The sequence below is a fragment of the Enterococcus villorum genome (genome assembly GCF_007990225.1).
GTDB classification, from domain to species: Bacteria; Bacillota; Bacilli; order Lactobacillales; family Enterococcaceae; genus Enterococcus_B; species Enterococcus_B villorum.
The window spans coordinates 24,073-35,675 of the sequence record NZ_BJWF01000028.1; the positions used below are offsets into that span (position 1 = coordinate 24,073).

Here is an 11,603-nt window from a genome sequence, read left to right on the forward strand (position 1 = left end):
TCTGTATAGGTAGACGTAGTTTAAATTTATTATTATATAGTTAATATTTGATTAAAAAATATAAATTATTTATAATATATAACAAATAAGTTGGATCAAATGTATTTCCTCGTTAGAAATAGAGCAAATACAATAAATGAACCAGTTGAATATTGTGAATGTTTATCAAATGGTAAATCTTTTAAGGTGATATTAGACATAACAACGATTGTTTGGGAATTATTCAATAAAAGACAGCGTACGATCTAGCACCAAAGAATCCCACCTCCATTCTGTAGAAATGAGGCTTGCGACTTAAGTCGTGGGAGTGTCAATTGGGTATTAGCAGATAGTCCAAGCAATTAAGGAGGGGAAAAAGAATGAAGAAAAAACTCATATTTATTGGTCTATGCTTATTGATTTTCAGTTTTACTCCTACTACTGCATTAGCTGATCAAAAAGGTTCACGTGTAGTAATTGAATTTAAAAATGATTATTCTCCTGAATCATCTAATCTTTCTGAAAGCACCAAGACATTACTACAAAGTTATCCTAAGACCAATGATTTTATGAATGACCGTTGGTTTTTATATGGTTTAGTCTTCGTTCTTTTAACAATTATCATTAAAAGAAAAAACAACCGACATGAAAAATAGTGTGAAATATTTCTTTTATTTAGTGTTTCTAGTAACATCTATTACCGTCTTCATTCCAGAAAATATTTTAGTCTAGAAAAAAGTATAATGGGTAACACAGGGCATAGGTACGTTCTAACAATCTGATCTTACGAAAGAAGACAGTAAACCCATAACAAACAATTCACTAAAAATTTGTTTTTCAAATTTGAATAAAAAATATGAACTATTTGATTACCATGTTATTTTTGATAATAATTTGAATGATCTAATGATTAAGAATTTACAGAGAACCAGCACTTGAAAAAATAAAATTATGATCGTTTCTTGGAATAACGTAATTGTTTAGTACGCACTGTCTGAGGATCTGTTAAGTCTGTACGCATTAAGTTGCAAGTTTTCAGTAAGGATGCTACATTTTAGGTGCGCTAAGACTAATAGTGGTGCGTTCAATAGAGTTAGTAATAAAAGAGCCAGACCCCCGGCAAAAAGGTCTGGCTCTTCTTACGTCAAAAAAGTATCGCATAAAAAAATATAAAAGTGGGTGCTCTTTTTTGTTAACTCAAATAAATCATTTGGGTGTAATCGTCTAGCCTTTTGATCTACTGCAGCTAAAGAATGTTGAGACAGGTTGAAAAATTTTGTATTTTCGATATCCTTATTTTAAAGTAAAAGTGAGAGGATAGATGAAATGAATATATATTTTACGTGGGGATACACAAATAAAATAATTAACGAACTAATAGAAAGGAGATGATATAAAGTAATACGAAATAGAGGAGAATTAATATGTTAAATAAAAAAAATATCACTCAAAATGATTATAAATTAATTTTAAAAATTTGGGAGAAATCCGTAAAGGCAACCCATCATTTTTTGTCTGTAGAGGATTTTAATTTTTATAAAAAAATTATTCCAGAGAATTTAGATTATGTTAATCTATATTTATGGGTAGATGATGATAAAGTGATCGGATTTAGCGGGATAAACAATGATGAATTGGTTATGTTATTTCTTGATCCTGAATTCATAGGTAAGGGATATGGTAATAAAATATTGCTTAATTTGGTTGAAACTGAAAACATTAAAAGAATGGATGTTAATACTCAAAATGAGCATGCGAAAAAGTTTTATTTAGATCATGGATTTGAAATTGATTCAGAAAGTAAAATAGATGGTTTTGGTAAACCATATCCTATAGCTCATTTAATCAAGAAATAAATAGTTATTTAAGTTGATAAGTTCGTTTATAAAATTTATTTTCACTAAAAAAATTGAAACAAAAACATTTAGCTCTGAAAAATAAGTCAAAATTCACGGGAATTGCTTTTCAAATTTTTGTGAATTTCGACTTATTTTTTTGAAAGAGTTGCTTCTACTTTCGCCATATATGACAAGTGTAAAAAAGCTTCATTTATAAACCAAGCACCGATGGGAATCTTTGCATTTGCACGACAAACATCTTTATTATCTATAACTGTTATTATAAAGAAAACCAAAAGAAAGTGAAAAAGCTCTATTTTGCGTAGAAAACTGGTTTTATCTTGAAGAGGAAGATAGGGATATCTGGTCAGTAAAGTATTTGGTTTATTTATATTCAAAGCAGACTATAAGAAGCATTTAGAGGAGAAAAACTGTTCAATTTAGAGAAAAAAGAAGGCTGATTTTGAGCTTACGCATCAAAACCAGTCTTCTTTTTTAGTTGTTGTTTTCTTCATCTGGTGTCATGACCATCGGAATGATCATCGGATGTCTTTCCGTTCGTTCTAATAAGAAAGGTTGTAACGCTCCGGCCATTGCTTCTTTCAGCTTATGCTCGGAACAATCAGGTGCATTCAATACCTCTCGTAAAGCCCGGAAAAGAATGCGTTGTGCTTCGTTGATCATCTCTCCGGATTCGCGCATATAAACAAAACCACGAGATAAAATATCGGGACCAGCAAGAATTTCTTTCTTTTTAATATCAACAGTAGCGACTGCAAGAACTAATCCTTCTTCAGATAATAAATGGCGATCTCTTAAAACAACGTTTCCGATATCACCGACACCACTACCATCAATATAAATATCTCCTGCAACAAAGTGACCCGCAGGACGAGCAGTTTCACTCGTTAAAGCTAAAACATCTCCATTTTCCATAATGAAGCAATTTTCTGCAGGGACACCTGTATCTTGTGCCAGAGAAGCATGGATTTTCAACATTCTAAATTCTCCGTGAACTGGAACAAAATATTTTGGTTTCATTAAGCGAAGCATCAATTTTTGTTCTTCTTGCCCACCGTGACCTGAAGTGTGAATATTGTTGATTTTTCCGTGCATCACTTCTGCACCAGCTTCTGAGAGTAAGTTAATCAAATGGTTGACACTCGTTGTATTCCCAGGAATAGGTGAACTTGAAAAAATGACGGTATCATCAGGTTGGATCTGAATTTGACGATGCGTACCATTGGCAATACGGCTTAAAGCAGCCATAGGTTCGCCTTGAGAACCCGTACATAAAATCATCGTCTCATTAGCAGGTAAACGATTGATCTCATGGGCGTCTACAAACGTTCCATCAGGGACTTTGATGTAGCCTAAGCGTTGACCATTAACAATGGCATTTTCCATGCTTCGACCAAAAACAGCAATTTTTCTGCCAGTAGCCACCGCCGCATCTGCTGCTTGTTGTAAACGGAAGATGTTTGAAGCAAAGCTGGCAAAAATGATTCGTCCTTCGATTTTTTCAAAAATCTTTAGAATTGAAAGACCGATCGTTTTTTCTGATTTAGTGAATGTCGGGATTTCAGCATTTGTACTATCTGATAATAAACAAAGTACCCCTTCTTCACCAATACGAGCCATTTTATGCAAATTGGCTGGTTCACCAACAGGGGTGAAATCAAACTTGAAATCGCCTGTTGCGACAATGTTACCAGACGGCGTTTTGACGACGACACCTAGTGCATCCGGAATACTATGAGTGGTTCTAAAAAAGCTTACTGATGTTTTTCTAAAACGAATCACGGTGTCTTCGTTAATTTCGTGCATTTTGGCATCTCTAAGTAAACCATGTTCATCCAACTTGTTGGTAATCAATGCTAGAGCTAATGGTCCTGCATAGATGGGAATATTCGCTTGCTTTAATAAATAAGGAATCCCCCCAATATGGTCTTCATGTCCATGAGTAATCACTAGTGCTTTTACTTTGTGTAAATTTTGAACGATGTAGTTGTAGTCAGGAATGACGTAGTCAATGCCAAGAAGGTCATCTTCTGGAAATTTGATGCCAGCATCAATAATGATGATCTCGTCTTGAAATTGTACCCCATACGTGTTTTTCCCGATTTCACCTAATCCACCAATAGCAAAGACGCCTGTCTCATTATTTTTGATGGAAAGTTTCATATTAAAACTCCACTAGTGTGAATTCAGCATTTTCTTTTTCATATTCTAGATGGCTTCCTTCTAGAAGTTGAACGAATTCAATGTTGTATGGGGTATTTTCTTCCACTTGTTGGCGAGCTTCAACATCACTAGCTGCCTCAATGTAAAGTGATTTTGTTTGTTCTCGTTTGGGATTACGAATTTTAGTTTCTTGGTAATATACTTTGTAAATCATGTTTTTGTCTCCTTTATCTGCATAATGCAGTAATTTAGCTAGTTGATTTTTCAGACAACACAAAACGAGCGGGCAAGCCACCTGAATTTTTATATGCTTTGATTAAAATGATTGATTCTAATCAAAGAGACAAGCCTCGTTTTGCTTATCTGTTCGGAATTTTCTTCAACCGTACCTTCTGTATGAATTCATACAATCATTAGTTGCTATTTTAGCATAAAAAAGTGGATAAGTATAGAAATCAACTAGATGGATAAAAAAATGTTTTTTATCATTTGTATATAATAAAAATAATTTTTGATGAGAGATGTGTTCTATATAATATAGGAGTGTGCTATTATTTTTATTAGTAGCTAAATTATTCTAATTAAAAGGAGATGAGAAAGTGGAGTTGATGTGGCACTACACTATGCGCTACAAGAAATACTTAATACTAAATTTTATTTGCGTGTTCGGCTTTATTTTGATTGAGTTAGGACTACCAACAATTTTAGCACGTATGATCGATGTAGGGATTCGCAATGATGACTTTGATTATGTAAAACAACAAGGAATATGGATGATTGTGATCACTGTTATTGGTATCGTGATGAATATATTATTAGGGTATTTTGGTTCGAGAATCACAACGAATATTGTGGCGGACATTCGTGATGATTTATTTCAAAAAATTCAAAGCTATTCCCATCAAGAATATGAAACATTAGGCGTTTCTTCTTTAATTACTCGTACGACTAATGATGCTTATCAGATTATGCTATTTTTACAAAACATCTTAAGAATTGGTTTTATGGCCCCAATGATGTTTATTGTAAGTCTTTATATGGTGATGAGAACGAGTGTTTCGTTGGGGTTTTATGTCATTGGCGCCTTACCTATTTTACTATTAGCGGTAATAGCTATTGCGAAATTTTCTGAACCATTATCCAAAAAACAACAGAAAAATTTGGATAAGATCAACAGTATATTAAGAGAAAACCTTTCTGGATTACGTGTTATCAGAGCATTTGTTAATGAAAAATTTGAAGAAAAACGTTTTGCGAAAGTAAATGATAACTATGCGAAAAGTTCAAAAAGCTTATTTCGTTTAATGGCTATTGCACAGCCAGGTTTTTACTTTTTATTTAATATCGTGATGGTTTTGATCATATGGAGTGGGACGATCCAAATTGATGCTGGAACTTTACAAGTAGGGGATTTAATTGCTTTCATTGAATATATTTTCCATGCTTTATTTTCATTTATGTTATTTGCTAGTGTTTTTATGATGTATCCACGAGCGGCTGTTTCAGCAGGACGGATCCAAGAAGCATTAGATGCTTCACCAGCGATAACAGAAGATCCAAACGGTGTATCTGAAACAACGACAAAAGGGTACATCGAGTTTAGAAACGTGACTTTTGCTTATCCAGGACATGCTCAAGAGCCGGTGATTCGTAATGTTAGCTTTACTGCTTCACCAGGTGAAACCGTCGCATTTATTGGTAGTACCGGCAGTGGTAAGTCTACGTTGATCCAATTGATTCCTCGTTTTTATGATGTCAGTGAAGGCGAAATTTTGATTGACGGTGTGGATGTGCGTCACTATCGATTGAGTAAATTAAGAAATAAAATTGGTTTCATTCCTCAAAAAGCTTTATTATTCACTGGAACAATTGCAGATAATTTAAGATACGGTAAAGAAGATGCTACGCAAGAGGAAATGGAGCGAGCAGCAGAAATTGCCCAAGCAACCGATTTTATTTCCAAAAAAACAGACGGGTACAACGAACTTCTTTCAGAAGGTGGATCAAACTTTTCGGGAGGGCAAAAGCAACGTTTAGCTATCGCCCGTGCCATTATCCGTCGTCCTGAAATTTATATTTTTGATGATAGTTTTTCCGCACTTGATTATCAAACTGATGCAAAACTTCGGGCAAGATTGAAAAAAGAGACGACTGAATCAACTGTGTTGATCGTGGCTCAGCGAGTAGGTACGATTATGCATGCGGATAAAATTATTGTTTTGAATGAAGGAGAAGTCGTGGGTATAGGCACACACCGTGAATTACTTGAAAACTGTCCAATTTATTACGACATTGCAGCTTCTCAATTATCGAAGGAGGAATTAGCATGAAACAAACCCTTTCCTCTTTAAAAAGATTAGCGCGATACATTAAACCTTATCAGTTAACATTTCTATTCGTTATCCTCTTTACTGTTTTAACGGTCGTATTCAATGCTGCCTTACCTTACGTCGTGGGTTTACCAACGACAGAAATTAGTCGGAACATCGCCAATGGTGAATCAATCAATTTTTCTTATATTTTTAATTGTTTGATCTGGATCACGATAGCAGGACTGGGGTATTGTGTGTCACAATTACTTTCAGGAGTTTTGATGACCAACGTTGTTCAAAGTGCGATGCAAGATTTGCGAAGAGACATTGAAGAAAAAATCAATCGTCTACCTGTTTCTTATTTTGATAAGAATCAACAAGGAAATATCTTATCTCGTGTAACAAATGATGTCGATGCGGTCAGCGGTGCACTGCAACAAGCCTTTATTGGGGTGGTCAATGCTATTCTGGGAATTACAATGGCAGCTGCAATGATGTTTTACATCCAACCAATTATGGCTTTGATCTCAATGATCATGATTCCTGCCTCTATCTGGATTTCGAAACGCGTGATTAACGCTTCGCAAAAATATTTCCAGGAAATGCAAAATTCATTAGGAGATTTAAACGGATTCGTTCAAGAAAATATGACTGGTTTCAGTGTGTTAAAAGTTTACGGTCGAGAACAACAAACACTTGAAGGATTTAAAAAAGTCAATCATCGGTTGAAACATTTTGGGTTTAGAGCGTCCTTTATTTCAGGTTTGATGATGCCGTTGGTTCAATTAACAGCTTATGCAACTTATATCGGAATGGCTGTTTTAGGGAGTTTTTACGTGATTACTGGCGTGATCGTTGTTGGGCAGTTACAAGCGTTTATCCAATATATTTGGCAAATCAGCCAACCAATGGGAAATATTACGCAACTATCGTCCGTGTTACAAAGTGCTTCTGCTGCGACAAAGCGAGTATTTGAGATTTTAGATGAACCAGAAGAAAAAGAAAACAAAGTAGATGTGGCTTTACCGGAGAACATTTTTGGAAATGTTTCTTTTGAACATGTGGACTTTTCGTATGATCCTAAAAAACCATTGATTCAAGATTTAAATTTTGAAGTGAAAGCTGGACAAACGGTAGCAGTTGTGGGACCGACTGGAGCGGGGAAAACAACATTGATCAACTTATTGATGCGCTTTTATGATGTGAGCCACGGTGCAATAAAAATTGATGGTATTGATACAAAAACGATGAGTCGTAGCGATGTTCGTTCTTTATTTGGGATGGTTCTTCAAGATGCTTGGCTTTATGAAGGAACGATTGCTGATAATATTCGCTTTGGAAAATTGGATGCAACCGATTATGAAATTGTGGATGCAGCAAAAACAGCCAATGTGGATCACTTTATAAGAACCATGCCTGATGGCTACGAAATGGCGATCAACGCTGAAGGGAACAATGTTTCTCTAGGGCAAAAACAGTTACTAACGATTGCAAGAGCGGTTATATCTGACCCTAAAATTCTGATACTTGATGAAGCCACTAGTTCGGTTGATACCCGTTTAGAAGCCTTGATTCAAAAAGCGATGGATCGTGTGATGGAAGGTCGGACAAGTTTTGTGATTGCGCATCGTCTGTCAACGATTCGAGATGCTGATCTAATTTTAGTTATGGATCAAGGGCAAATTATCGAAAAAGGAACCCATGAAGGCTTATTAGCGCAAGGTGGGTTCTACGAAAAATTATACAATAGTCAGTTTGCAGAAGAAGCAGTTGAAGAATAAGTAGTGGAAGTGATTTGTTTCTTATTTTCAAAAGAAATGTAGCCACTTGATTTTTGGTATTTTTAGTGGTTAGTGATAGGCTAAATGGATCAATAAAAAATGAAGAGACTATCATGCAAGAATTTTTGAACAAACCAATTGTTGAAATAAAAAAATGATCGTTTAACGTTGCGTGGATAAGAAAAATTCGGTTACTCAATTAATTTTATTGAAAATGAACGACCAATCAAACGATGGCATGCGCAAGCGGAGGTCTATAAAATAGATTTAGAAAAACGATAAAATTTAGCAAAAGAAATACTTCATCATCTCAACTAATTTTAGTAATAAAAATAAGAATAAAAAATGATTCAGCTAATTATCTAAGTGGCTGAGTCATTTTTTATTTACAAGAAAATCCAACTTAGCCTGTAGGGATGACTTATTTTATTGATAAATAAGAAGTAGTGGATTAGATATGTTACTTTGTCAATTGGAATGTTGTGTGAAATGAACTTTTTTTGACTATTCATTTGTTATAGAAAAAACTAAGTTTGTTCTGAAAATTTCGATTCTATTTATGGACAATTTGATTTTAAATAAAGTCGATGTTAGTGATAATTGACTCAATTAAATTTTCTCAGAAAAGTCGTAAAGTAATTAGTAATTATTGTTGAGAAATTAATAATTGTCTTCAAGAAAAAATTTCAGCGATTGATGAGATTGTTCAGGCAGTTAAATAGATAAGTACTACTTTAGAAATAGCCTCTATAGGCAGATCTATTATTGTTTAAAAATGAATCAATATTAGAAAAATTGTTTCTGCGGATCAGATTCTCCCTCAACAATGAACTAATGCAGTGGGCAATAATTGTGAGAATGCTATTAGAAAGTAGTGGCTTCAGTGCTCTTGAAAAAAAGAGGGGATGTTTCTTTTGTAGATAAAATTGAAAGATTTTGAAGGCAAATGGTTAAATCAGGTAAAAAAAGAAAAAGCTTATCTGAGTACGAGTGTTTATAGCGGAAATGTGCAATTACCAGCCTGTAATATTATTTTACGTTTAAATGTTCCTAAAGAAACTGCAGGTGGATATGTCTCTGTGAATGGTTTTGATGGTTTTTCTTCTGAACGAGAACTGCTTTTGGACAAAGATCAAAAATATCGCATCGATCGGGTCAGTACAATCAATTTAAAAAATAAGACTCGCTATCTTGTAGATGCTTCAATCATAAAATAAATAGCTTAATTTGCCAATTTTTAGCGTAAAAAATTTTCAGGATAAACGAAAGCTCATCAAGTAGTGTTGTTTGAATGGAAAGTTGCATCCATTAAATTTAGAAGCAAATGAGAGATGTTCGGATTTTTTAGCTTACTGCCACTTTACGTTTCTATATTTCATATACCACATTTTCGATTTTTTGAAGAGAAATCAGATAATCTGCTATAATTGAGAGCAAATGGAGAAGGAGGAGCATAAGATGAGTCAAAAATTTATTGCGCCCAATGCAACAGTTATTGGAAAAGTGGAATTGGCGGAAGATGTGACGGTTTGGTATCAAGCGGTTATTCGTGGCGATAGCAACTCGATTAAGATTGGTGCCAGAACCAATATCCAAGATGGGACGGTTATTCATGTCGATCATGATGCACCGGTAGAAATTTCAGAAAATGTAACGGTCGGTCATCAGTGTATGCTTCACGGATGCAAAATAGAAAAAGGTGCGTTGATTGGTATGGGTTCAACGATATTGAATCATGCAGTCATCGGTGAAAATAGTTTGATCGGCGCTGGCTCACTTGTGACCGAAGGGAAAATTATTCCACCAAATGTCTTGGCTTTTGGCAGACCAGCAAAAGTCATTCGCCCATTAACAAAAGATGAAATTGAAAAAAATCAACAAAATATCCAGCATTATGTTGATCTGGGAAAACAGTATAATAAAGGTGAATTTAAAGAGCAATATTAGGGGATTTTCTTTAACTATACGAACAAAAAAGGACAGTAAGCCTCTCATTTGAGTAGACTCATTGTCCTTTATTATCGAAGTAGTGGCTAGTTTAAAGAAGTGCTATTTTCCATCACTTCATCAATTAAACCATAGGCTTTTGCTTGTTCAGCCGTCATATAGTTGTCACGATCTGTGTCTTTTTCAATCACTTCCAGTGGTTGACCAGTACGCTCTGCTAAAATTTTATTCAAGCGTTCACGTGTTTGTAAAATATGGCGGGCAGCAATTTCAATTTCTGTTGCTTGCCCTTGTGCACCACCAAGCGGTTGATGGATCATGATTTCAGCATTTGGTAAAGCGAAGCGTTTGCCTTTTTTTCCAGCTGTTAGTAAGAAACTACCCATAGAAGCAGCCATTCCCATGACGATGGTTTGAACATCTGCTTTTACAAAGTTCATCGTATCGTAGATCGCCATACCTGCTGTAACAGAACCACCAGGAGAGTTGATATAAAGATAAATATCTTTTTCAGAATCTTGTGCATCTAGGAAAAGTAATTGTGCGATGATTGAGTTTGCAAGATCATCTGTTACTTGTCCGCTTAACATGATAATACGATCCTTCAATAGTCGTGAGTAAATATCATAAGCTCTTTCGCCACGAGAGGATTGTTCGATAACTGTAGGAATTAAATTCATAATAAGGTTCCTCCTTTATTTCTTTAGAAATAGTGTAACATAAATTTATTTCTTGTACCTAAAAAGTAGTATACATTTTTGGTCAATAAAGGTCAAATAAAAAACTTTTTTAAATAGTCTGCTTAGTCTGGTTTATGTTATGATGAAATGGAAGAAGACAACAAGGAGGAACGCTAATTGATAGTTGGTATTGTCGGTTTTATAGGTGTTTTATTAGGTGCCATCTTAGTATATATAGGCATGGCGGTGCAAATGCGCCATCTTGAAAATAAAGAACAGCGAAGACGAGAATTAGAATTAAAAGTCAAAGAGATTGAAACGTTAAACCAATTGAACAAAAAAATCAATGAAATTTTACAAAAACGAGCAACATTATTAGAAGAATATGTTAGTTTTGATGCGTTTGATGATTGCTATATCACGATAGATGACTTCGCTTATTTACAGTCATTTTCGGCTCAAAATAACTTCTATCTTCCCAATTATATTTTAGAAGAATTGTTTAAGAATATCGCCCATCGAAAAGTTGTTCTTTCTCCAGATGAAACCATGAAGATAGGTGGCTATGCTTATAAAGGTGGCCGAGTGATCTTAGAGAATTTTACAGATAATCTGACAGAAATGATCAATGAGAAAAAAGTGCAATTAAAAAATGTCACACGGCAACCCATCGGCTTCTTCTCAAAAGATGACGTTTGGAGTTAACCAGCTTTTGAACGATTGTCATTCAAATTATTAATAAAAAAACTTTGTAAAATGATTTCATTAACTTTTACAAAGTTTTTTATTTTTAGTGTTTTTGCCAAGTAAATCAAAATGAATGGAGAAAAAATAGCTACTTTCAATTTATCCATTATGAATAAAAGAATTCATTTTACAGCA

At 34.5% G+C, this 11,603-nt stretch carries 10 protein-coding genes; 7 read left to right on the plus strand and 3 right to left on the minus strand.

Going from position 1 to position 11,603, the window contains the following annotated elements; genetic code table 11:
- Positions 1–359 precede the first annotated feature (359 nt).
- Both EVI01_RS09675 and EVI01_RS09680 read left to right on the plus strand, forming a co-directional pair.
- Positions 360–635 (plus strand): hypothetical protein, encoded by a 276-nt coding sequence (locus EVI01_RS09675; RefSeq protein ID WP_010752653.1) that lies wholly within the window; start codon positions 360–362, stop codon positions 633–635.
- Positions 636–1,403: 768 nt separating this feature from the next.
- Entirely contained in the window at positions 1,404–1,835 is a 432-nt protein-coding gene (locus tag EVI01_RS09680; protein ID WP_010752652.1) for a GNAT family N-acetyltransferase, read from the plus strand.
- 477 nt (positions 1,836–2,312) lie between these two features.
- On the opposite strand, the gene rnjA is transcribed toward EVI01_RS09680, so the two are convergent.
- Together rnjA and EVI01_RS09690 are read right to left on the minus strand one after the other, a co-directional pair.
- Complete coding sequence (gene rnjA, locus EVI01_RS09685) at positions 2,313–4,001, minus strand: ribonuclease J1 (RefSeq protein ID WP_010752651.1); 1,689 nt, start codon at positions 3,999–4,001, stop codon at positions 2,313–2,315.
- A gap of 1 nt (position 4,002) precedes the next feature.
- Positions 4,003–4,215: a DNA-directed RNA polymerase subunit epsilon gene (locus EVI01_RS09690; RefSeq protein ID WP_010752650.1), complete on the minus strand. Its 213-nt coding sequence runs from the start codon at positions 4,213–4,215 to the stop codon at positions 4,003–4,005.
- Between the two features lie 385 nt (positions 4,216–4,600).
- On the opposite strand from EVI01_RS09690, the gene efrA reads away from it, so the two are divergent.
- The 4 genes from efrA (at position 4,601) to EVI01_RS09710 (ending at position 10,041) form a co-directional block, all read left to right on the plus strand.
- The gene (efrA, locus tag EVI01_RS09695) at positions 4,601–6,331 is read left to right on the plus strand and encodes a multidrug efflux ABC transporter subunit EfrA (RefSeq protein ID WP_010752649.1); all 1,731 of its coding nucleotides are present in this window, start codon (positions 4,601–4,603) and stop codon (positions 6,329–6,331) included.
- Entirely contained in the window at positions 6,328–8,094 is a 1,767-nt protein-coding gene (gene efrB, locus EVI01_RS09700; protein WP_010752648.1) for a multidrug efflux ABC transporter subunit EfrB, read from the plus strand. The genes efrA and efrB overlap by 4 nt, the downstream gene beginning before the upstream one ends.
- A gap of 926 nt (positions 8,095–9,020) precedes the next feature.
- Positions 9,021–9,311, plus strand: coding sequence for an ADP-ribosyltransferase (locus tag EVI01_RS09705; RefSeq protein WP_010752647.1), 291 nt, complete (start codon positions 9,021–9,023; stop codon positions 9,309–9,311).
- 241 nt (positions 9,312–9,552) lie between these two features.
- Positions 9,553–10,041: a gamma carbonic anhydrase family protein gene (locus EVI01_RS09710; protein WP_010752646.1), complete on the plus strand. Its 489-nt coding sequence runs from the start codon at positions 9,553–9,555 to the stop codon at positions 10,039–10,041.
- A gap of 86 nt (positions 10,042–10,127) precedes the next feature.
- Here the strand turns inward: EVI01_RS09710 and clpP are convergent, their stop codons facing one another.
- On the minus strand, positions 10,128–10,721 hold the full coding sequence (gene clpP / locus EVI01_RS09715; protein ID WP_010752645.1) for an ATP-dependent Clp endopeptidase proteolytic subunit ClpP: 594 nt from the start codon (positions 10,719–10,721) through the stop codon (positions 10,128–10,130).
- Positions 10,722–10,898: 177 nt separating this feature from the next.
- Between clpP and EVI01_RS09720 the strand changes: the two genes are divergently transcribed.
- Complete coding sequence (locus EVI01_RS09720) at positions 10,899–11,426, plus strand: PilN family protein (protein WP_010752644.1); 528 nt, start codon at positions 10,899–10,901, stop codon at positions 11,424–11,426.
- The last annotated feature ends 177 nt before the right edge of the window (positions 11,427–11,603 follow it).

Bases quoted from the DNA above. Each gene is read 5' to 3' on its own strand.
- efrB (WP_010752648.1), top strand. From the start codon at position 6,328: ATGAAACAAACCCTTTCCTCTTTAAAAAGATTAGCGCGATACATTAAA.
- EVI01_RS09690 (WP_010752650.1), bottom strand. From the start codon at position 4,215: ATGATTTACAAAGTATATTACCAAGAAACTAAAATTCGTAATCCCAAA.
- rnjA (WP_010752651.1), bottom strand. From the start codon at position 4,001: ATGAAACTTTCCATCAAAAATAATGAGACAGGCGTCTTTGCTATTGGT.
- EVI01_RS09710 (WP_010752646.1), top strand. From the start codon at position 9,553: ATGAGTCAAAAATTTATTGCGCCCAATGCAACAGTTATTGGAAAAGTG.
- EVI01_RS09675 (WP_010752653.1), top strand. From the start codon at position 360: ATGAAGAAAAAACTCATATTTATTGGTCTATGCTTATTGATTTTCAGT.
- EVI01_RS09680 (WP_010752652.1), top strand. From the start codon at position 1,404: ATGTTAAATAAAAAAAATATCACTCAAAATGATTATAAATTAATTTTA.
- clpP (WP_010752645.1), bottom strand. From the start codon at position 10,721: ATGAATTTAATTCCTACAGTTATCGAACAATCCTCTCGTGGCGAAAGA.